This window comes from Pelagovum pacificum (assembly GCF_016134045.1).
GTDB lineage: Bacteria > Pseudomonadota > Alphaproteobacteria > Rhodobacterales > Rhodobacteraceae > Oceanicola > Oceanicola pacificus_A.
Genome location: NZ_CP065915.1, coordinates 404,319 through 426,075 on the forward strand (window position 1 = coordinate 404,319; position 21,757 = coordinate 426,075).

A 21,757-nucleotide genomic window follows, 5' to 3' on the forward strand; every position below is an offset into this window, starting at 1 on the left:
TGGAAACCCTCGCGGGGGCAAGGCTCCCGAACGCAATATGGAGACCCTCAATGGAGTTGGAAACCGCAACGGCCTTTACGCCCTGGGCTTCGCTTGGCGGCGGCGTCCTGATCGGGCTGAGCGCCGTCATGGTCATGGGGCTGTTCGGCCGGATCGCCGGGATCACCGGGATCACCAACGGGCTGATCGGCGCGGCGCTGCCGGTGCCGGGCACGCCCGCCGATCGCGACTGGCGGCTCGCCTTCCTCGCGGGGCTGATCCTCGCCCCCTTCGGCGTCATGATCGCCGGCGGCTCCGTCGCGCAGACCGTCCCGTCGAACCTGCCGGGCATGGCGATCGCCGGCCTGCTGGTCGGTGCAGGCACCGCGCTTGGCTCGGGCTGCACGTCGGGCCACGGCGTCTGTGGCCTCGCCCGGCTGTCGACGCGCTCCGCGGTGGCCGTCGCCACCTTCATGGCAGCGGGTGTCGTCACCGTGTTCGTGCTGCGCCACGTCATCGGCGGAGGCTTCTGATGCGCACATTCTTCGGCTTTCTCAGCGGACTCGTGTTCGGCGTCGGCCTCGTCATTTCCGGCATGTCGGACCCGGCAAAGGTGCTGAATTTCCTAGACGTCGCCGGCACGTGGGACCCGAGCCTCGCCTTCGTCATGGGCGGCGCGACCCTCACGGCCTTCATTGGCTACCGCCTCGTATGGCGGCGCCCGAAGCCGGTGCTCGACACCAGCTTCGACGTCCCGAAGGCGACACACATCGACCCCGATCTCGTCGTCGGATCGGCGATGTTCGGCATCGGCTGGGGCATCGGCGGCTTCTGCCCGGGCCCGGCCTGGACCGCGCTGCCATTGCTCGAGCCGGGCACGATCATCTTCATCATCGCCATGCTGGCCGGTCTCTGGCTTGGCCTGCAGGCGAAAGCAGGACAAATTCTAACCAAGGTCGGATCAACGAGATGAGCGTTTCGAAACTGAAGCAAAGGGTCGTGCGGCATTCGCCCTCGACCGGAGCGGGCAGCCCCGACGTCTGGGGCGTCTATGAGCCGGACACCGGGTCCATCCAGTATATCTGCGCTGATCCGGCGACGAAGCAGGCCGCACTGATCGACGTCGCCTGGAACTTCGATCCCAAGCACTACCGCTTCTCGACCGGCAGCATGGACCAGGTGCTCGACATCGTGAAGGAGAACGGCCTGACCGTCGCCTGGGTGCTCGACACGCACCCGCACGCCGACCACGTCATGGCCTCCGCCCACCTCAAGCAGGTGACGGGCGCGCCCAACGCGATCGGGGCGCTGGTGCCGAAAATCGCGCAGATCTGGGCCGACATCTACAACATGCAGGGCGTTTTCGAGCCGGCCCGCGATTTCGATCACCTGTTCGAGGAGGGCGAGACCTTCAAGCTCGGTGACCTCGACGTGTCGGTGATGCTGTCGCCCGGCCACACGCTCGGCTCGATCACCTATGTCTGCGGGGACGCGGCCTTTACCCACGACACGCTGATGCAGCCGGACGCCGGCACCTCGCGCGCCGACTTCCCGGGCGGCAATTCTTCTGAGCTTTGGGAGTCGATCCAGGCCATCCTCGCGTTGCCGGGCGACACCCGCCTGTTCGTCGGCCACGATTACGGCACGAAGGACCGGGACGAACCCGCGTGGGAAGCGACCGTCGCCGAGCACAGGGCGAACAACAAGCACGTGAAGGACGGCACGAAGCGTGAGGACTGGATCAAGATCCGCGACGACCGTGACGCCACCCTGGCGCTGCCCGATCGCATCCTCGCCGCGCTCCAGATCAACCTGCGTGGCGGGCGTCTCCCGCCCGCTGAGGATGACGGCCGTGTCTACCTCAAACTCCCCGTGAACTATTTCGGAAAGGACTGATCCTTGGCCAATTCCATGAAAGACCTCGTCGCGGACGCGCGCACCCGCGTCTCCACCGTCTCTCCCGCCGACGCGATGTCGGCAGCCGGGGAGGGCGCCCTGATCCTCGACGTCCGCGAACCGGCGGAGCTTGAATCGAACGGTCGTGTCGCCGGGGCCCTGAACGTGCCGCGCGGCATCCTCGAGACCCGCGCCGACGAGAGCATGCCGACCGCTGAAGCGTCCCTCGTGGCGCAGAAATCGGGCGGCACGGTGCATGTGCTCTGCGCATCCGGCGGCCGCGCGGCACTCGCCGCCGATACATTGCGCGGCATGGGCTACGAAGCGACCATCATCGAAGGCGGCATCCAGGGCTGGATCTCCGCCGGACTTCCCGTCGAAGGATAAGAAACCAATGCGCCCGGCTTCCTACTTCCCCTTTCTCGAATGGGGCAGAACCTACGACCGCCGGGCGCTGGTGAGCGACGGGCTGGCCGCCGTGATCGTCACGATCATGCTGATCCCGCAGTCGCTGGCCTACGCGATGCTCGCCGGGCTGCCGCCGGTGATGGGGCTCTATGCCTCGATCCTGCCGCTCGTCGCCTACGCAATGTTTGGGACGAGCCGCACGCTGGCCGTCGGGCCGGTCGCGGTCGTCTCGCTCCTCACCGCGACGGCCGCGGGGGCGGTCGCGGACCCCGGCAGCGCGGAATATATCACGGCGGCGATCACGCTGGCGGTGCTGTCCGGTGTGATCCTTCTGGTCATGGGACTGCTGCGGCTGGGCTTCGTGACGAACCTGCTGTCGCACCCCGTGATCTCTGGTTTCATCACCGCGTCGGGCATCCTGATCGCGGCGAGCCAGCTGCGCCACATCCTCGGCGTCGATGCGGGTGGGCATACGCTGGTCGAGATCGTGACGGCACTTGCCCGCGCGATCCCCGACATTAACCTGCCGACCTTGCTGATCGGCGCGGCCACCACCGCCTTCCTCTTCTGGGCCCGCAGCAAGCTTAAGCCGACCCTCGTCCGTCTCGGACTGGGGGAGGGCACCGCCGCCCTGCTGGCCCGGACCGGTCCGGTGCTCGCCGTTGTCGTCTCGATCCTGTCGGTCGTTCTGTTCGACCTCGGCGCAAGAGGTGTCGCCACGGTCGGCGAGGTGCCGCAGGGCCTGCCGCCGCTGTCGCTGCCACCGCTCGATCCGCAGCTTTGGAGCACGCTGCTCCCCGCCGCGTTCCTGATCTCCATCATCGGCTTCGTCGAGTCCGTCTCGGTCGCCCAGACCCTCGCCGCCAAGCGCCGCCAGTCGATCCGTCCGGATCAGGAGTTGATCGGCCTCGGCATGTCGAACCTCGCCGCCGCGTTCTCGGGCGGCTATCCGGTCACCGGCGGCTTCGCGCGGTCGGTCGTGAACTTCGATGCCGGGGCGGAGACGCCCGCTGCCGGTGCCTACACGGCAATAGGCATCGCGCTCGCCTCTCTGTTCCTGACCCCGCTGCTGAGAGAGCTGCCGGTTGCGGTCCTTGCGGCGACGATCATCGTGGCGGTCCTGTCGTTGGTCGACCTCAAGACACTGCGTCGGACCTGGACCTACTCGCGCTTCGACTTCGCTGCGATGGCCGGCACGATCGTCGTCACACTGGCCGTCGGGGTCGAGCTCGGCATCATGACCGGCGTCGGCCTGTCGCTGCTGCTGCACCTCTGGAAGAGCTCCCGGCCCCATATCGCCGAAATCGGACAGGTGCCCGGCACCCGGCATTTCCGCAACATCCGCCGCCACGACGTCGCCTGTGCCGAGCATGTGCTGTCCCTGCGCATCGACGAGAGCCTCTGGTTCGGCAACGCCCGTGCCGTCGAGGACGTGATCCAGCAGGGGATCGCGGCGCGCCCCGACGTGCGCCACCTCGTGCTCGACTTCGCGGCTGTGAACTCTGTCGATGCGAGCGCGCTGGAAAGCCTGGAGCTGATCGGGCACCGGCTGTCGGACCAGGGCGTCGCGATGCACCTGTCCGAGGTGAAAGGCCCGGTGATGGATCGCCTCGCGCGTTCGGCGTTCCTCGATCATCTCACCGGTCAGGTCTACCTCTCCCACCATGAGGCGATGTCGGCCCTCGCGCCCGAGGTGACCGAAACTGCGGACCGGTCAGTTTTCACGCCCATCGACTGCTCTCGCCCGTTTCCCGAGCGCCAGACCTCGCGCTAGTGTCGCTGCCGTAAGATGCGGACGGGAGATTGCGATGAACAGGGCACTGAAAGTGCCGGCCTTGGCCGTGGCCATCGCGGGTCTGCTCTGCCAGATTGCCCCCGCACAGACGGAGGTGACCGTGCCGCGACTTCGACCGCTGGACTTCGCGCCGTTCGAGGAAGCGCTTGCGACCAGAACAGGTGCCACGGAGGCGCTTGAACCGCTGCCGGGCATTCCCGAACTCCAACGCCGGATGGACGCGGGAGAGCTGACGTCCGAGGCGCTCGTCCGGCATCTGATCGACCGTATCCGGCGGCACGACGAGGACCTGCGCACCTTCCTCGAACTGAACCCGGAGGTTCTGGACGAGGCACGCCGCGCCGATGCGGCGCGCGCGGAAAACGGTGCGATCGGCCCGCTGCACGGCATCCCGGTGGCGCTGAAGGACAACATCGCCACGCGCGGCCCGCTGCATACCACCGCTGGCGCGGAGCTGATGCTGGACAATGTCGAACCCGCCGACGCCCGGTTGGTCGACCGGTTGCGCGACGCGGGGGCGGTGATCCTCGGCAAGACGAACCTTTCCGAATGGGCAGGGGTCCTGACGATGGGGCCGAAGATCGGCGGCGTCTCCGCCGTTGGCGGGGCAGGGACCAACCCGTTCGGCGACTACCCCACGGGCGGATCGAGCTCCGGCTCCGCCGGCAGCGTCGCGGCGGATTTTGCGGTCGTCAGCGTCGGGTCGGAAACGTCGGGCTCCCTGATCGTCCCCGCCGCATGGCACAGCGTCGTCGCGATGAAACCGAGCCGGGATGTCGTGAGCGGACAGGGCATCTTGCCGCTCCTCTTCAACAACGATTCCGCCGGACCGATGGCGCGAAACGTGACGGACCTTGCGCTTCTTCTCGCTGCGATGGATGAGACGGACACCGACTATGCCGCCGCGCTTTCGTCGGATGCGCTGCGGGGCGTGACGGTGGGTGTGCTGACCGCCGACCTGTTGTCGCCCGAGAACGAAGAACCGCTGGGCCGGATCGCGACGACCCTTGCCGAGGCCGGGGCCTTGTCGGTCGATGCAGACTTCCCCGATCCGGAACACGCGCTGGCGCTGTTTCCAATGCTGCTCGCCGGAGGTGTGCGGTTCGACATGGCGGCGGCGATCGCGGCGCGGCGGCCGGACATCACTTCGGCGCAGGCGCTCTTCGATTACAACGCCGTCGACCCGGATCGCCGGGTGCCGTTCGGCCAGCAACTCCTCGGCACCGAGATCATCCTTGGCACCGGCCTCGAGCGGGACCGGTTCGAGGAACTCGCGGACGCTCTCACACGAGCCGCGACCGGTCAGCTTGACGAGGCGTTCGACAAGTCCGGCGCCGACGTGCTGTTCAGCATCGACAACCTGCATTCGCAGATTTACGCGACCGCCGGCTACCCCGCGATCACCGTGCCCCTCGGCGCGCGACCAACGGGAATGCCCGTCGGCGTCACCCTGATCGGTCGGGGCGGGGCCGACGCGTCGCTGATCGGCTATGCCTTCGCGTTCGAACAGGCATCGCAGCTGCGCCTCGTTCCGGACCTCCCCTGACGACAGTCGCAGCGCGATAGCCGGCCCGATCTGCCTGCCGACCGGGCATGCCGCGACCGCAAAGGTGGCGAGCGGACAACCGGGACGGGCTTAACACTTCATTTTCGCTCCGGCCTGTCCTACGACTTTCGGATTGACTGCAGCGAGATATTTCAATGGCTTCGAATTTGCGTGCGAGGACCCGTGCCTTCGCGGTGGCGGACAACAATATTGCCACCTTCCACCTTTTGCTGACCCTCGCCTTGTGGATCGGTGCCCTGTGGATCGGCACGGCGGGCTTTGGCAATCCGGTATTCATGGCGGTGTCGGTCGTGATCTTCGTCGCGGCCTCGGTCCGGCTCTTCGGCGTCCAGCATGACAACGGGCACTACGCCTATTTCACCACCCGCAAGGCCAACGTCATCAGCGGCGTGATCCTCGGCGCCTTCACGGCGAACCCGTTCCACACGATGCGCTACAACCACAACCGCCACCACGCCCACATCGGCAATCTCGACGAGATGGACAGCCACGAGGTGACGACCTGGACCGTCGCGCAATGGCGGGCCGCCAGCCCGATGGCTCGGCTCGGCTACCGGCTTTACCGGTCGCCTCTGTCGATCGGGCTCATCGGGCCGCTGTTCATCTTCTTCATCCGCTACCGCGTACCTAAGAACGCCCGGAAGGTCGGGCTCTGGGACTGCGCGATGCAGAACGCGCTGATGGTGACTCTGTGGCTTTCCGTCTTCGCGATCGGAGGCTGGCGGGCGAGCGTCGTCCAGGCGCTGGGCTCTTTCTCGGCGGCGATCGTCGGCACGTTGATGGTCTACGCAGGCCATAACCACGAAGAGACGTACTGGCGCGACGCCGCGAACGTCGACTTCGAAGACGCGGCGCTGAAAGGCGCCTCAGTCCTCGAACTCGGGCCGGTCTTCGACTTCATGTCCTTCAACTTCGCTTACCACGATCTGCACCACCTGAACTCTCGTGTGCCCTGCTATCGTCTGCGCGCCTGCCACAATGCACTGCGCGACGAGCTGGAGCCGACGCGCCTCGGCCTGTGGGAGGCGCTGGGCTCGCTCCGCTGGAAGCTTTGGGACGAGGACCGGCAACGCATGGTACGCTTCGCCGACGTGCGGGCGGAGGCGGGGGAGATGCGCCATGTCTGAGAATTCGCGGGACGAGATGGTCCTGTCCTACACGCGCGTGCGCATGGCGCTCGGCGTGCTGGGGCTGATGCTGCCGGTCGTTCTCATCATCGGCGGCCTGCTGGAAGAGCCGGGGATCGAGCCGACGATCAGCGACTTCTTCCACACGACATATCGGGACATCTATGTTGGCACGCTCTGCTCCATCGGAGTGTTCCTGATCTCCTACCGGGGCTATCGGCGCGAACCGGGAGAGATCATCGACGACGACTGGCTCGCCACGGCGGCGGGGGCGTCGGCCTTCGGCATGGCGCTGCTGCCGACGGCCAGCCGCACGGGCGAGATCGCGACGGTCAGCCAGCGTTACCTCGGCATGTCGGTGACGCCGGTGGCGCATTACCTCTGCGCGCTGGTTTTCTTCGCGTCGCTGGCGGCCTTCTGTTTCATCAAGTTCGCGCGCACCGCGCGTCCGGCCCGGCGGCGCATCTACATCTTCAGCGGTTGGGTGATCCTCGCCTCGCTTGCGGCGACCTCGGTCGCGGCGGCTTTCAAGAACTACATCGGCGGGGAGGGGGCGCGGATCGTGCTCGAATACCGGCTGATCTTCTGGTTCGAGGCCGTGGGCGTCTGGGCCTTCGGCCTGTCCTGGCTGGTCAAGAGCCGCGCCGACCTGCTCCTGCTCCACAAGGCGGAGTCGATGGCGACCGGCAAGGGCTGACCCGCTCAGGGTTTCGCCATCCCGTCCATGACGAGCGTGAGCAGCCGCTCGGCGAGCGGACTGATCGGCCGGCTCCGGTGGCGGATCAGATGGTAGGGCGACAGCAAAAGCCCGGGGGTCACCGGTAGCTCCACGAAGGCGCCGCGCCCGGTGCCGCAAATCAGGTCGCCGACTTCGCGGGCGACCGGCGCGATCGCGTCCGACGTGCGGATGTGGGCCATCGACACCAGCAGCGAGGCGGAATTCAGGATCTCGCGCGGCGGCGCGATTCCGGCGGAGAGCCACGCGTCCTCGACCCCCTGCCGCAGCGGGGTGCCGGGGGCCATGATAACCCAGCCATAGCCGTCGAGGTCCCGGATCGTCAGCGGTCCCCGGTCGAGCAACGGATGCCCCACGCGGACGAGGAAGCGCACGTCTTCCTCGTGGCCGCGCAGTATTTCGAACATCTGGGAATCGGTCTGCGAGGGGACGCGGCACAGCGTGAAGTCGAACTCCCCCGCGTCCAGCCCGGTCATGAGTCGCCCGCTCGGCCCGACTTCGAGGTGCACTTCCGCCGCCCGCGCCTCCGGCGTCAGGGCCTGGATCGCGGGAACGACATGCGCCACCGCGGCGCCGGTGACCGCCCCGACCCGCACGCTGCCGCGCCGCCCCTCGCGCACGGCGGCAAGTTCCGCCTCCGCCTCGTCGATGCCGGAGAGGATCCAGCCGGCCCGCCGGGCGAGAACCTCGCCCGAAGCGGTGGCCTGCATGCCCTTGGGATGACGCCGAAACAGCGGCTCGCCGACCAGCCGCTCGATCTCCGCCAGCATCCGCGAGGCGGCGGGCTGCGTCATCGACAGCATGTCCGCGGCGACCGAAAGCTGCCCGTATTGCGAGATCGCCTGCAGCAGCCGGTAGTGCCGGAGTCGCAGTTGGGAAAGAGTGTCGGAGTTCGCCATACCGCGCATGTTATGCACTTATCGGAAATTGGCAATTGAATGGTATGCGCCTCGCGCGTAGCCTTCGCGCCGATAGGGAGGAGACCCCGCGCAGCCGTCACCGGCCTGCGGACATGTGCTCCTGCCCGGACACCGGGGTGGTCTCCACCCTCATCAAGACTGGATGGACGATGGCCTTTACCCCTGCAGAATGGCCCCGCAAGCTGCGCTCCCAGGAATGGTTCGGCGGCAACAGCCGGGACAACATCTATCACCGCGGCTGGATGCGGAACCAGGGCTTCCCGCCCGACCTGTTCGATGGACGCCCGGTGATCGGCATCATGAACACCTGGTCCGAGCTGACGCCCTGTAACGCGCACCTCAAGGACCTCGCCGAGCGCGTGAAGCACGGCATCTACGAAGCCGGCGGCTTCCCGGTCGAAGTGCCCGCTTTCTCGGCCTCCGAATCCGCGTTCCGCCCGACGGCAATGATGTTCCGCAACCTCGCCGCGATGGCGGTGGAAGAGCAGATGCGCGGTCAGCCGATCGACGGCTGCGTGCTTCTGGTCGGCTGCGACAAGACCACGCCGTCGCTCCTGATGGCCGCGGCCTCGACCGACCTGCCGTCGATCGTCGTCACCGGCGGGCCGATGCTGAACGGCTACTTCCAGGGTGAGCGCGTCGGCTCCGGCACGCACCTCTGGAAGTTCTCCGAAGCGGTGAAGGCCGGCGACATGACCCAGGAAGAGTTCATGGAGGCCGAGGCCTCGATGTCCCGTAGCCCGGGGTCCTGCAACACGATGGGTACCGCGTCGACGATGGCCTCGATGGCCGAGGCGCTCGGCATGGCGCTGTCGGGCAACGCCGCGATCCCGGCGGTTGATTCCCGCCGCCGCGCGATGGCGCAGGTGACCGGCCGGCGCATCGTCCAGATGGTGAAGGACAACCTGAAGCCGTCCGACGTGATGACGCGCGAGGCGTTCCAGAACGCAATCCGCACCAACGCCGCCATCGGTGGCTCGACCAACGCGGTGATCCACCTCCTCGCCATCGCGGGCCGGGTCGGCATCGACCTGACGCTCGACGACTGGGACGCGTGGGGCAAGGACGTCCCGACGATCGTGAACCTCATGCCGTCGGGCAAGTACCTGATGGAAGAGTTCTTCTATTCCGGCGGTCTGCCCGTGGTCATCAAGCGCCTGGGTGAGGCCGGCCTGCTCAACAAGGACGCGCTGACGGTGTCGGGCGATTCCATGTGGGACCAGGTGAAAGAGGTGAAGCACTGGAACGACGAGGTGATCCTGCCCGCCGAGAAGGCGCTCGCCCAGTCCGGCGGCGTCGCGGTGTTGCGGGGCAACCTTGCCCCGAACGGCGCGGTGCTGAAACCGTCCGCCGCCACGCCCGCGCTCATGACCCACAAGGGCCGTGCGGTCGTGTTCGAGGACATCGACGACTACAAGGCCAAGATCAATGATGACGATCTCGACATCGACGAGACCTGCATCATGGTCCTCAAGAACTGCGGCCCGAAAGGCTATCCCGGCATGTCCGAGGTCGGCAACATGGGCCTGCCGCCGAAGATCCTGAAGAAGGGCATCACCGACATGGTGCGCATCTCCGATGCGCGCATGTCCGGCACCGCCTACGGCACCGTGATCCTGCACACCTCGCCCGAGGCTGCCGCCGGCGGTCCGCTGGCCATCGTGCAGAACGGGGACATGATCGAAGTGGACGTGCCGAACCGCACCCTGCACCTCGACCTGTCCGACGAAGAGATCGCGTCGCGCCTCGCCGCCTGGAAGAACCCGATCGAGGTTCCGGCGTCGGGCTATGCGCGGATGTTCCACGAGCATGTCGAAGGTGCCGACACCGGCGCCGACTTCGACTTCCTCAAGGGCTGCCGCGGCGCGCCGATCCCGAAGGACTCGCACTGATGGCGTGGGACATCGCGCTCGTCGGCATCGGCAAGATCGCGCGGGATCAGCACATCCCCGCGATCGCCGGAAATCCCGACTTCACGCTGGCAGCGACGTCGAGCCGCAACGCCACGGTCGACGGGGCCGAAGCCTTCAAGTCGCTGCCCGAGTTGCTGGAGGCACGCCCCGACATTTCCTGCATCTCGCTCTGTACGCCGCCGCAGGTCCGCTACGCCGATGCGCGCGCGGCGCTGGAGGCCGGTCGCCACGTGATGCTTGAGAAGCCGCCGGGCGCGACCCTGTCCGAAGTCCACGACCTGCAGGCGCTCGCCGAGGCGAAGGGCGTGTCGCTCTATGCCACCTGGCATTCACGCCACGCGGCGGCAGTGGAGCTTGCCCGTAACTGGCTGGCCGACAAGGCGATCCGCAAGGTCGAGGTGATTTGGAAGGAAGACGTGCGCCGCTGGCACCCCGGCCAGGAATGGATCTGGGAGCCGGGCGGCCTCGGCGTCTTCGATCCCGGCATCAACGGCCTGTCCGTGCTGACCGCGATCTACCCGCGTCCGATCCACCTCACCGATGCGTCGCTGACCTTTCCCGAAAACCGGCAGACGCCGATCGCCGCCGACCTGACCTTCCGCGACCCCGCCGGGGCCGAAATGTCCGCCGTCTTCGACTGGCGGCAGGAGGGCGAGCAGACCTGGGCGATCCACGTCACCACTGACGAAGGCGAGGCGAAGCTCACCGAGGGCGGCGCGCGCTTCTTCGTCGGTGATGAGGAGCAACCGACGGGAGAGACCGCTTCCGCCGCGCTCGGCGGCGAGTATCCGTCGCTCTATGCCCGCTTCGCGGAACTGGTGCCCGGCTCGACCATCGACGTCGACCTCTCGCCCATGACCCACGTGTCCGACGCTTTCACGCTCGGCCGCCGCCTGACAACCGATCCATTCGAGTTCTGAACACATGCAAACACCACTGACCGGCATCCTTCCCGTCGCCCCGACTCCGTTCCACGCCGACGGGACGCTCGACGAGCAGGGGATGAAGAACGTCGTCGACTGTCTCATCGACCAGGGCGTCGACGCGATCTGCATCCTCGCCAACTATTCCGAGCAATTCCTGCTGTCGGACGAGGAGCGGACGACCATGCAGCGCGTCAGCCTCGAGCAGAACGCGGGCCGGGTGCCGATGATCGTCACGACCTCGCACTTCTCCACCGACATCGCGGTGGCGCGGGCGAAGGCGGCCGAAGACATGGGCGCCTCGATGCTGATGATGATGCCGCCCTACCACGGCGCCGGCATGAAGGCCGACGACGAAGGCATGATGGAGCATTTCCGCGCCGTCTCCGACGCGATCTCCATCCCGATCATGGTGCAGGATGCGCCGCTGTCGGGCGTCACGCTTTCGGTGCCGCTGCTGGTGCGGATGGCCAAGGAGATCGAGAACGTCTCCTACTTCAAGATCGAGTGCCCCTTCGCGGCTGACAAGCTCGCCGCGCTGATCGAGCAGGGCGGCGACGCGATCGTCGGCCCCTTCGACGGCGAAGAGGCGGTGACGCTGCTCGCCGACCTCGACGCGGGCTGCACGGGCACCATGACATCGGGCCTTTTTCCCGAACATATTGGCGAAATCATCCGGAATTACCTGAAAGGCGACAAGGAAGCCGCCCTTGCGGGGTGGCAAAAGTGTCTGCCGCTCATAAATCACGAGAACAGGCAGTGCGGCCTGCGCGCGTGCAAGACGGTTTACGCGGAAGGCGGGGTGATCGGATCCGATCATGTCCGTCACCCGCTGAAGCCGCTGTCGGCGCGCACCAAGGATCGCCTGCTGCAACTCGCACGAGACCTCGACCTCATCGCCCTGAAATGGGGCAAGTGACCGAATATATAAGGAGCCCGACATGGACGGAGCGACACCCTTCACCCCGCACGGCAAGCACCTGATCGCAGGCGAATGGGTGGCGGGGGAGGCCACCTTCACTTCCGAGCCGGCTCACGGCGACGCGCACGACTACTCGGTCGGGACACCCGCCCACGTCGAAGCCGCCGTCACCGCCGCGGAAGAGGCCTTCTGGACCTACGGCTACACGACCCGCGAGGAGCGCGCGAAGTTCCTCAACACCATCGCCGACGAGATCGAGGCGCGCGGCGAGCAGATCACCGCGATCGGCACGTCCGAGACCGGCCTGCCCGAAGTTCGCCTGAACGGCGAGCGCGGTCGCACGACCGGCCAGCTTCGCATGTTCGCCGACCACATCCTCAAGGGCGACTACCTCGACCGGCGCCATGACGAGGCGCTGCCCGACCGCCAGCCGCTGCCGCGTCCCGACATCAAGATGGTGCAGCGCCCGATCGGCCCGGTCGCCGTCTTCGGCGCGTCGAACTTCCCGCTCGCCTTCTCCACGGCCGGTGGCGACACCGCCGCTGCGCTGGCTGCCGGTTGCCCGGTGGTCGTGAAGGGCCACTCCGCCCACCCCGGCACGGGCGAGATCGTCGCCGACGCCATCAAGGCCGCTGTCGAGAAGTGCGGCATGCCGAAGGGCGTCTTCTCCCTCGTTCAGGGTGGCACGCGCGAAACCGGCCAGACGCTGGTGCAGCACCCGCTGATCAAGGCCGTCGGCTTCACCGGCTCGCTCGGTGGCGGTCGCGCGCTGTTCGATCTCTGCGCGCAGCGTGACGAGCCGATCCCGTTCTTCGGCGAACTCGGTTCGGTCAACCCGATGTTCGTTCTTCCCGAAGCCGCCAAGGCGCGCGGCGAGGAGATCGGCAAGGGCTGGGCCGGCTCGCTCACCATGGGCGCCGGCCAGTTCTGCACCAACCCCGGCATCGCCGTGGTCGAGCGTGGTGACGCGGGCGACGCCTTCGTCGCAGCCGCCGCCGAAGCGCTGAAGGGCGTTGACGCACAGACCATGCTGACCGATGGCATCGCGGACGCCTACAAGTCCGGCAAGGACCGCTTCGACGGCCGCAACGCCGTGAAGCCGGTTCTGGCGACCGAGAGCGAAGGCCGCACGGCAAGCCCGAACCTCTACGAGACGGACGCCGATGCTTACCTGCAGGACCACGCGCTGGGTGAAGAAGTCTTCGGGCCGCTCGGCCTCGTCGTGCGGGTTTCCGGCCCGGAAGAGATGACGACGCTCGCCAAGGGCTTCGAGGGTCAGCTGACCGCGACGATCCACATGGACGATGGCGACACGGCCGTCGCCAAGGGCCTCGTCCCGGTGCTGGAGCGCAAGGCTGGCCGCCTGCTGGTCAACGGCTTCCCGACCGGCGTCGAGGTGTGCGACGCGATGGTGCACGGCGGGCCGTACCCGGCGTCGACCAACTTCGGCGCGACGTCGGTCGGCACCCTGTCGATCCGCCGCTTCCTGCGCCCGGTCGCCTACCAGAACATGCCGGACGCCATCCTGCCCGGCGATCTGGCCTGATGATCCCGTAGGGTGCGCACTTGATGCGCACCCTGCACCCTACCCGGGAAAACCCGACCTCCCGGCGCCGCCGCGTTGCTCGATCTATTGTATGGACACACGCAGCGCTCAGTTTGGTTCTGAAGGAACTCCCTCCGCCGGCCTCAAGACACGCGCCGACCGGTGCATGACCCCCGGTCTCTCACCCCTTCTTCCCCTTCAGCGTATCGGCAACCAGCGCGTTGGCATGCCCGTGACCGAGTCCGTGCTCGGTCTTCAGCCAGTTCACGATCTCCATGTGCTTCAGATCGGTCTTCGTTTCGATCAGCGCCTTCCAGTGCGAAATGGGCTGGCCGTATTTCTTCTCGATCGACGGGAAATAGGATGCGGGGCCCTTCACCGGCTCTGCCATCTCTGTCCTCCTCATTTGACCGGAAAACGATGTGCAGATCCGGCGGACCGGTCAATCCCGCTGTGCAGTCCCCTCGCAACAGGGGGTTTTTCTGTATCGCCACTGCTGATATGAACCGGGCCTTATCGGGGTTGCAGTTCAACGGGGCAGGATATGTCGGGCAAATACATGGTGGTCGATCCGCTCGAACGGCTCGACATCATCAAGGGACTCGCGAGCGAGGTCCGGGTCAAGATCCTGAAGCTCCTCGGCACCGAGGGCCCCAAGAACGTCAACCAGATCGCCGAACATCTCGGTCTGCCGCAGTCGACCGTGTCGTCGAACCTGCAGATCCTCGAGGACACCGGCCTGATCTTCACCCGGTCCCAGAAGGCGCGGAAGGGTAGCCAGAAGATCTGCCACTCCGCGTTCACCGAGATCCTCGTCGCCTTCAACGACGAACCCGCGGAGCGTCGCAACGACAAGATCGAAGTCGCGATGCCGCTTGGCCTCTATACAAAGTGCGATGTCTCCGCGCCCTGCGGCCTCTGCTCGCCCGAGGGGGTCATCGGCCTACTCGACGTGCCGCAGACCTTCCTCGATCCGGGGCGGATGCGGGCCGGGCTGCTCTGGTTCAACCGCGGCTTCGTCGAATACCAGTTCCCCAACAACCCGATGCTGGCCGAGGTCACGCCACGCTCGCTGGACGTATCGATGGAGCTGAGCTCGGAGGTGCCCGGCACTTCGGACAACTGGCCCTCCGACATCTGCCTGCATGTGAACGGGGTCGAGGTCGGCACGTGGACCTCGCCCGGCGATTTCGGGGACAAGCGCGGCAAGTTCACCCCTGAATGGTGGAAGCTGGCCGGTTCGCAATACGGTATGCTCAAGACATGGTCCGTGAACGGGCAGGGCACCTTCGTCGATGGGGAGAAGGTGTCCAACGTCACGCTGCGCGACCTCGACCTCGCCGCGCACAAATCCATCCGGATGCGGGTCGGCGTGAGCGAGGATGCCGAACATCCCGGTGGAATCAACATCTTCGGTCGCGGGTTCGGCGACCATGACCAGGATATCCTGCTGCGCATCAACATCTGATCCGATGAAAGCCCCTTGACCCGAGGGGGGAGTCTGCGCTTATTCAACCGTGAAATCCGATATGCATCGGATTGTCCGGTACAAATGGGAGGATACCATGGACGCCAGGGTCACGGCGCACCGCCGCTACACAATCGCCGACATCGACAAGCGCCTGTACGGCTCGTTCCTCGAGCATCTCGGTCGCGCGATCTACACCGGCATCTACGAACCCGGCCACCCGACGGCCGACGGCAACGGGATGCGCAAGGACGTCATCGACCTCGTCCGCGAGATCGACACCCCGATCTGCCGCTACCCCGGCGGGAACTTCGTCTCCGCCTACAACTGGGAAGACGGTATCGGCCCGAAAGAGGATCGCCCGACGCGGCTGGACCTCGCGTGGCACACCTCGGAAAGCAACGAGGTCGGCATCCACGAATTCGCCGAGTGGGCTGAAGCCGCCAACACCGAGATGATGCTCGCTGTGAACCTCGGCTCGCGCGGGCTGGACGAGGCACGCGCCTTCCTCGAATACGTGAACCACCCCGGCGGCTCCTACTGGTCCGACCTTCGCAAGAAGAACGGCCGCGCCGATCCGTGGGACGTCAAGGTCTGGTGCCTCGGCAACGAGATGGACGGCCCCTGGCAGGTCGGTCACAAGTCGGCCGAGGAATACGGCCACCTTGCCAACGAGACCGCGAAGGCCATGCGCGCCTTCGACAAGAACCTCGAGCTGATCGTCTGCGGTTCGTCATCGGCGCAGATGCCGACCTACCCGCAGTGGGAATCCACTGTTCTCGACGCGACCTACGACAACGTCGATTTCATTTCGCTGCACATGTACTTCGCCAACCACGAGAAGAACACGGCCGAGTACCTCGCCATCCCCGAGCGGCTCGACAAGTACATCGGCACGGTCAGCGGCGTCATCGACTACATCAAGGGCAAGAAGCGCTCCAAGAAAGACGTCAAGATCAGCTTCGACGAGTGGAACGTCTGGTATCACTCGAACGAGCAGGACAAGAAGATCCTGCAGGGCCAGTCCGGCTGGCCGCACGCCCCGGCGCTGCTTGAGGATATCTACAACTTCGAGGACGTGCTGCAGGTCGGCTGTGCGCTGAACACCTTCATCCGCCGTGCGGACCGGGTGAAGATCGCCTGTATCGCCCAGCTGGTGAACGTGATCGCGCCGATCATGACCTCCGAAGGCGGCGCCGCCTGGCGCCAGACGATCTACTGGCCCTTCATGTTCGCCTCCCGCTATGGCCGCGGCACGGCGCTGCAGCTCGACGTCGACGTGCCCAGCTACGACGCCGACATCGCGTCCGACGTGAAGTACCTCGACATCGCCGGGACCTATGATGACGACGCCGGCAGCATGACCTTCTTCGCGGTGAACCGTCACCCGACCGAAGCGCTCGAGACGTCGGTGTCCCTCGAAGGGTTCGCCGCGGCGAAATCAGTCGAGCACACGTTGGTCAAGCACGACGATCTGGAAGCGGTGAACACCGAGGACAACCCGGACAACGTTTCTCCCACGGAGGGAAGCGGCGCGAAACTGGACGGTAACAAGCTGTCGATGACGCTGCCGCCCTATTCCTACTCGATGATCCGCGTGAAGCTCTGAGCCGGATCGACACGCCTTGCGCGTCACGCGCCCCCGCAGGAGACTGCGGGGGCGTTGTCGTTCGGGAGGACAGCAATGGGCGTGAGGAATTACCTGGTCGAGGGCGTGTCGGGCACCGGCAAGACCTCCGTCTGCGATGAGCTGCAGCGACGCGGCTACCACGCGATCCACGGCGACCGGGAACTTGCCTACCAGGGCGACCCGATGACCGGCACGCCACTGACCGACCGCGCGCTGCACGGGCACGAACATCATATCTGGGACATCGCCAAGCTGGACATCCTGCTCGCCGACATGCGCCACCCCGCGACCTTCTTCTGTGGCGGCTCACGCAACTTCGCGCAATTCATCGACCGGTTCGACGCGGTCTTTGTGCTCGACATCGACGCCGCCACGCTCGAAGCCCGGCTCGACGGCCGCCCTGACGAGTACGGCGCTACCGGTGAAGAACGTGCCCTCGTCCGCCGGCTGCACGCCACTGGGGAGGGTCTGCCACCCGGTGCGACGCGGATCGACGCGACCGGCCCGCTTGCCGACGTCGCGGACCGGATCCTCGCCGCCTGCGGCAGCCCCCCGCCGGGCTGACCGCTCAGCCCTTCAAAAACCAGGCGCGAGGACGTATGTTCGCCTGAACGCACTCAACGAAAGGATGAGGACCGATGGATTTCACGACGAAGGACCTGTTCACCATGACCTTCGCCGCACGGAATTCCCATCATGCCCTCGATCTCCCTTTCGGACGTTTCGCTCACCCTTCCTGACCAGCGCACGCTCTTCAGCGGCCTCACGCTCACCATACCCGCCGGTCGCACCGGGCTCGTCGGGCGCAACGGCGTGGGCAAGACCGCCCTGCTGCGGCTGATCGCGGGGGAGACGCCGACCTCCGGCGCCATCGACCGGCCCGCCCGCATTGGCACGCTGACGCAGATCCAGCCAGAGCATGGCACGATCGCCGACCTCTTCGGCGCGACCGGAGCGCTCGACCTGCTGGCCCGCGCCGACCGGGGCGAAGCCGGGGTGGATGAGCTGGCCGAGGCCGACTGGACGCTCGAGCCCCGCATCGACGCCGCGCTGTCCGCCGTGAAACTGGATCGCGGCGCCACCACTCAGCTTGCAACGCTCTCGGGCGGCCAGCGCACCCGCGCGGCGCTCGCGGCGCTGATCTTCACCGAACCGGACCTGATGCTGCTGGACGAGCCGACCAACAACCTCGACGCCGACGGACGTGAGGCGCTCGCCGACGTCCTCGCCAGCTGGAAGGGCAGTGCCATCGTCGTCAGCCACGACCGGGACCTCCTGGACCGGATGGACGCGACGGTTGAGCTCACGACGCTCGGCGCGACGCTCTACGGAGGCAACTACAGCTTCTACCGCGAACAGAAAGCGCAGGAGCTCGAGGCCGCCCGCGACGACCTCGCCCGTGCCGAACGCGCCGAAACGGAGGCCCGCCGCCGTAACCAGGCGCTCAAGGAGCGTCAGGACAAACGCAACGCACGCGGCAAGGCGGCGCGCGCCAGGCGCGACCAGCCGAAGATCCTGCTCGACGCGATGAAGGCACGGGCCGAGGCCACGACCTCCGGCGTTTCGGTGCAGAACAGCCGCCGCGCTGCCGAAGCGACCGAGGCCGCGAGCGAGGCGCGCACCCGCGTGGAAGTACTCGAGCCTGTGACGATCGAGGTACCACCCACCGGCCTCGCCGCCGGGCACCGCGTGATCGTCGCCGAAGGATTGACCGGTGGTCACGATCCGGCTGCGCCGCTGATCCGGGACTTCGACCTCGTCGTCACCGGGCCCGAGCGGCTCGCCATCACCGGCCCCAACGGCGCGGGCAAGTCCACGCTGGTCGATCTGCTGACCGGCCGCCTCACGCCCCAGTCAGGCCGGGTGACGACGGACGACGCGCGGCTTCTCGACCAGTCCGTTTCGCTGCTGAACGCTGACGAGACGATCCGCGATGCCTTCCTGCGCCTGAACCCCGGCGCGGGGGAAACAGACTGCCGTGCCGCCCTCGCGCGCTTCCGCTTCCGGGCGGAGGCAGCGTTGCAAGTGGTCGGCACATTGTCGGGAGGTGAGCGGATGCGGGCCGGCCTGACCTGCGCACTCGGCCACCGGCCGCCCACGCTGCTGTTCCTGGATGAGCCGACCAACCACCTCGACCTCGAGACGATTGAGGCGCTCGAGGCCGGCCTCGCCGACTACGATGGCGCGTTGGTCGTGGTCAGTCACGACCGCCATTTTCTCGACCGTGTCGCCCCGACCCGCCACCTCAGGCTATAGGGCACGCCAGGGCCGTCTTCGGGCGTCAAATATTCCCGCCGGAGGCATGCCGGACACTAGACACAAGTCCGGCGGCAGGGTGGCGCGATCAGGCCTCCAGCCGCGCCCGCACCGCGCCGGCGATCACTGACTCCTCGTCTGTGGCGAGCCGCAGCACCCGGACCTCGCCCGCTCCGATGTCCGTCAGGCCCGACAGGTTCGCCCCCTCGTCGAGCCGGATGCCGAGGAAGCCGAGTCGTGTACAGGCGCGGGCGCGGATCGGGGCGGCGTTCTGGCCGATGCCGCCGGTGAAGACCAGCCCGTCGATCCCGCCGAGCACCGCCGCCATCGCGCCGATTTCGCGGGACAGACGGAAGACGTAGTACTCGATCGCCTCGGCCGCCTCCGGCGCGTCGCTCTCCAGCAATGTGCGCATGTCACCCGAGATGCCGGACAGGCCCTTCAACCCGCTCTCGCGATAGAGCAAATCCTCGATCTCGCGCGGGGACATGCCCTTCTGAACCATGAGATACAGCAGCACGCCGGGGTCCACCTGACCGCAGCGGGTGCCCATCGGCATCCCGTCCAGCGCCGAGAAGCCCATCGTCGAGCCGACGCTCTGCCCGTCCCGCACCGCGCAGAGAGAGGCGCCGTTGCCGAGGTGGCAGATCACGACGCGGCTCTTCGCCAGCTCGGGCTCGGTCCGGGCGAGGTGTGCGGTGACGTAATCGTAGCTCAACCCGTGGAAGCCGTAGCGCCGCACCCCTTCGTCATAGAGCGCGCGGGGCAGGGCGAACGTGTCGTTCACCCATGGATGCGAGCGGTGAAAGGCGGTGTCGAAACAGCCGATCTGAACCGCGTCGGGAAAGAGCCGCCGGGCCGCGACGACACAGGCGAGGTTGTGCGGCTGGTGCAGCGGCGCGAATGGCGCGTAGGCGCGAAGCTCCTCGATGGTCTCCTCCGTCAGTTCCGCCGGGTCGCGCCGATCGGGACCGCCGTGCACGATCCGATGCCCGACGCCGGAGACCTTGCGTCCCGTGAGAACCGGCTCCAGAGCCTCGATCACGGCCGCGAGCGCCCCTGCATGATCGACTGGCCCGAGCGGCTTGGTCGAGCGCAACCCGTTCTCGTCGAGCAGCAGCGCCGCCTCGCCGAACAGCCGTTCGACCTGTCCGGTGCACAGCACCGCATCGTCCTGATAAACCGAGAACTTGAGCGAGGAACTCCCCGCGTTCAGCGTCAGGATCAGGCTCACGGCATCGGCCGCCGTGCTGCATAAAGCGCGGCAACCGCGCAGGAGGCGAGCCGGGCCTTGTCGTCGTCGGCGCGGCTCGACAGGATCACCGGTACACTCGCACCGATGACGATGCCGCCGGCTTCGGCATGGGCGACGAAGGTCAGCTGCTTGGCGATCATGTTACCCGCCTCGAGGTTCGGCGCGACGAGGATATCGGCCCGTCCGGCGACCAGCGACTTGATCCCCTTGGTCGCTGCCGCCTCGAGGTCCACGGCATTGTCCATCGCCAGCGGTCCGTCGACGATCCCGCCCTTGATCTGGCCGCGTTCGGCCATCTTCGACAGAACTGCCGCGTCGAGCGTGGAGGGGATGTTCGGGGTCACCGTCTCGACCGCCGACAGCACGCCGACCTTCGGTTGTTCGATACCGAGCGCGCGTCCGAGATCGATCGCGTTCTGCACGATGTCGACCTTGGTCTCGAGGTCCGGCGCGATGTTGATCGCGGCATCGGTGACGAGGACGAGGTGATCGACACCGGGTACGTCCATCACGAAGACATGGCTCAGCCTGCGCCCGGTCCGGAGGCCGCCCTCGCGCTTGATGACGGCGCGCAGCAGAGTGTCGGTGTGCAGGTGCCCCTTCATTACCGCCTGCGCCCGGCCTTCGTGCACCAGCGCGACGGCGCGGGCGGCGGCGCGGGCATGGTCGGGCTCGTCGATCAGCTCCAGCCCCTCGATCGACACGCCGGCCTCGATCGCGGCATTGGCGATCTTCGCCGCGCTGCCGACGAGGATCGGCGTGATGAGCGTATGCTTCCAGCCGAGTACTGCGCCCGCCAGCGAGTCCGCCGATTCCGGCGCGACGACGGCGGTCGGGATCGGGTCGAGGTGTTCGGCCTCTGCAATCAGCCGGTCGAAGTGAACGTGGCTCTGAACAGTCAGCCCGGGCACGTCCCGCGCTTTGAAATCCTGCGATTTCTCGGGGGCGATGACGACTGCCTCGCCTTCGGCCAGCCGGGTGCCATCCTCCGCCTCGATCCATGTGTCGAACGTCGCCTCGCGCCCGTCGCCGAGCGCGGTAAGCCGCACTTTCGCGGTGACGGTGTCGCCAGCCTCCGCCCGGCCGAGAAACCGCAGCGCCTGCGACTTGTAGAGCGTGCCCGGCCCCGGCAGACGGCTGCCCAGGACACCCGAGATCAGCGCGGCCAGCCAGGCCGACGGGGCAATCGCCTCGGGCTTGCCGTCGAGGTCGCCGTCCTCCTTCGGCAGGTGCAGCGGGTTCATGTTGCCGCTGGCGTGCGCGAAGACATAGAGATCGTCCGCCACGCAGAGGCGCGTCGCCTCGGCCTCCATCCCGACTGTCAGACGGTCGTACGGCGTGTTGGTATAGACGGTCATGCGGGCCCCTTGCGCGTGTCTCGGGGCCGACAAAAGCGGAAGCGGGCTGACTTGGCCA

At 67.0% G+C, this 21,757-nt stretch carries 20 protein-coding genes; 16 read left to right on the top strand and 4 right to left on the bottom strand.

Annotated elements, in window-relative coordinates; genetic code table 11:
* The first annotated feature begins 50 nt into the window (after positions 1 to 50).
* The 8 genes from I8N54_RS02140 to I8N54_RS02175 all read left to right on the top strand — a co-directional run bounded on the left by I8N54_RS02140 (position 51) and on the right by I8N54_RS02175 (position 7,469).
* On the top strand, positions 51 to 512 hold the full coding sequence (locus I8N54_RS02140) for a YeeE/YedE family protein (protein WP_140194153.1): 462 nt from the start codon (positions 51 to 53) through the stop codon (positions 510 to 512).
* Positions 512 to 952 carry a DUF6691 family protein gene (locus I8N54_RS02145; protein ID WP_140194152.1) on the top strand — a complete coding sequence of 147 codons (441 nt, stop codon included), beginning with the start codon at positions 512 to 514 and terminating at the stop codon, positions 950 to 952. Before I8N54_RS02140 ends, I8N54_RS02145 begins: the two co-directional genes overlap by 1 nt.
* On the top strand, positions 949 to 1,875 hold the full coding sequence (locus I8N54_RS02150) for an MBL fold metallo-hydrolase (RefSeq protein WP_140194151.1): 927 nt from the start codon (positions 949 to 951) through the stop codon (positions 1,873 to 1,875). The genes I8N54_RS02145 and I8N54_RS02150 overlap by 4 nt, the downstream gene beginning before the upstream one ends.
* A 3-nt stretch (positions 1,876 to 1,878) precedes the next feature.
* Entirely contained in the window at positions 1,879 to 2,262 is a 384-nt protein-coding gene (locus tag I8N54_RS02155; RefSeq protein WP_198571746.1) for a rhodanese-like domain-containing protein, read from the top strand.
* Between the two features lie 7 nt (positions 2,263 to 2,269).
* Positions 2,270 to 4,057: a SulP family inorganic anion transporter gene (locus tag I8N54_RS02160; RefSeq protein ID WP_140194149.1), complete on the top strand. Its 1,788-nt coding sequence runs from the start codon at positions 2,270 to 2,272 to the stop codon at positions 4,055 to 4,057.
* 34 nt (positions 4,058 to 4,091) lie between these two features.
* A complete protein-coding gene (locus I8N54_RS02165) occupies positions 4,092 to 5,624 on the top strand; it encodes an amidase family protein (protein WP_140194148.1) in 1,533 nt (510 codons plus the stop codon).
* Positions 5,625 to 5,779: 155 nt separating this feature from the next.
* Positions 5,780 to 6,772 (top strand): fatty acid desaturase, encoded by a 993-nt coding sequence (locus I8N54_RS02170; protein ID WP_140194147.1) that lies wholly within the window; start codon positions 5,780 to 5,782, stop codon positions 6,770 to 6,772.
* A complete protein-coding gene (locus tag I8N54_RS02175) occupies positions 6,765 to 7,469 on the top strand; it encodes a hypothetical protein (RefSeq protein ID WP_140194146.1) in 705 nt (234 codons plus the stop codon). The genes I8N54_RS02170 and I8N54_RS02175 overlap by 8 nt, the downstream gene beginning before the upstream one ends.
* A gap of 5 nt (positions 7,470 to 7,474) precedes the next feature.
* On the opposite strand, the gene I8N54_RS02180 is transcribed toward I8N54_RS02175, so the two are convergent.
* On the bottom strand, positions 7,475 to 8,416 hold the full coding sequence (locus I8N54_RS02180; protein ID WP_140194145.1) for a LysR substrate-binding domain-containing protein: 942 nt from the start codon (positions 8,414 to 8,416) through the stop codon (positions 7,475 to 7,477).
* A 161-nt stretch (positions 8,417 to 8,577) separates the two neighbouring features.
* On the opposite strand from I8N54_RS02180, the gene araD reads away from it, so the two are divergent.
* Genes araD through I8N54_RS02200 form a run of 4 tightly spaced genes read left to right on the top strand, consistent with a single transcriptional unit; the run spans position 8,578 to position 13,732 of the window.
* Positions 8,578 to 10,320 (top strand): L-arabinonate dehydratase, encoded by a 1,743-nt coding sequence (araD, locus tag I8N54_RS02185; protein ID WP_140194144.1) that lies wholly within the window; start codon positions 8,578 to 8,580, stop codon positions 10,318 to 10,320.
* Positions 10,320 to 11,261 (top strand): Gfo/Idh/MocA family protein, encoded by a 942-nt coding sequence (locus I8N54_RS02190; RefSeq protein WP_140194143.1) that lies wholly within the window; start codon positions 10,320 to 10,322, stop codon positions 11,259 to 11,261. The genes araD and I8N54_RS02190 overlap by 1 nt, the downstream gene beginning before the upstream one ends.
* 4 nt (positions 11,262 to 11,265) lie before the next feature.
* On the top strand, positions 11,266 to 12,183 hold the full coding sequence (locus I8N54_RS02195; RefSeq protein WP_140194142.1) for a dihydrodipicolinate synthase family protein: 918 nt from the start codon (positions 11,266 to 11,268) through the stop codon (positions 12,181 to 12,183).
* 22 nt (positions 12,184 to 12,205) lie between these two features.
* Positions 12,206 to 13,732 carry an aldehyde dehydrogenase (NADP(+)) gene (locus tag I8N54_RS02200; protein WP_140194141.1) on the top strand — a complete coding sequence of 509 codons (1,527 nt, stop codon included), beginning with the start codon at positions 12,206 to 12,208 and terminating at the stop codon, positions 13,730 to 13,732.
* A 181-nt stretch (positions 13,733 to 13,913) separates the two neighbouring features.
* On the opposite strand, the gene I8N54_RS02205 is transcribed toward I8N54_RS02200, so the two are convergent.
* Positions 13,914 to 14,123: a DUF4287 domain-containing protein gene (locus tag I8N54_RS02205; protein ID WP_140194140.1), complete on the bottom strand. Its 210-nt coding sequence runs from the start codon at positions 14,121 to 14,123 to the stop codon at positions 13,914 to 13,916.
* Between the two features lie 153 nt (positions 14,124 to 14,276).
* On the opposite strand from I8N54_RS02205, the gene I8N54_RS02210 reads away from it, so the two are divergent.
* From I8N54_RS02210 to I8N54_RS02225, 4 genes are all read left to right on the top strand, one after another.
* Positions 14,277 to 15,200, top strand: coding sequence for an ArsR/SmtB family transcription factor (locus I8N54_RS02210; protein WP_140194139.1), 924 nt, complete (start codon positions 14,277 to 14,279; stop codon positions 15,198 to 15,200).
* 97 nt (positions 15,201 to 15,297) lie between these two features.
* Positions 15,298 to 16,809, top strand: coding sequence for an arabinosylfuranosidase ArfA (arfA, locus tag I8N54_RS02215; protein ID WP_140194138.1), 1,512 nt, complete (start codon positions 15,298 to 15,300; stop codon positions 16,807 to 16,809).
* A gap of 75 nt (positions 16,810 to 16,884) precedes the next feature.
* Positions 16,885 to 17,394 carry an AAA family ATPase gene (locus I8N54_RS02220; RefSeq protein ID WP_140194137.1) on the top strand — a complete coding sequence of 170 codons (510 nt, stop codon included), beginning with the start codon at positions 16,885 to 16,887 and terminating at the stop codon, positions 17,392 to 17,394.
* A 132-nt stretch (positions 17,395 to 17,526) separates the two neighbouring features.
* Positions 17,527 to 19,086 (top strand): ABC-F family ATP-binding cassette domain-containing protein, encoded by a 1,560-nt coding sequence (locus I8N54_RS02225; protein ID WP_140194136.1) that lies wholly within the window; start codon positions 17,527 to 17,529, stop codon positions 19,084 to 19,086.
* Positions 19,087 to 19,174: 88 nt separating this feature from the next.
* On the opposite strand, the gene I8N54_RS02230 is transcribed toward I8N54_RS02225, so the two are convergent.
* Positions 19,175 to 20,320, bottom strand: a complete 1,146-nt coding sequence (locus I8N54_RS02230; protein WP_140194135.1) for an acetate/propionate family kinase — start codon at positions 20,318 to 20,320, stop codon at positions 19,175 to 19,177.
* Entirely contained in the window at positions 20,317 to 21,699 is a 1,383-nt protein-coding gene (locus I8N54_RS02235; RefSeq protein WP_140194134.1) for a bifunctional enoyl-CoA hydratase/phosphate acetyltransferase, read from the bottom strand. The genes I8N54_RS02230 and I8N54_RS02235 overlap by 4 nt, the downstream gene beginning before the upstream one ends.
* Positions 21,700 to 21,757 lie beyond the last annotated feature (58 nt).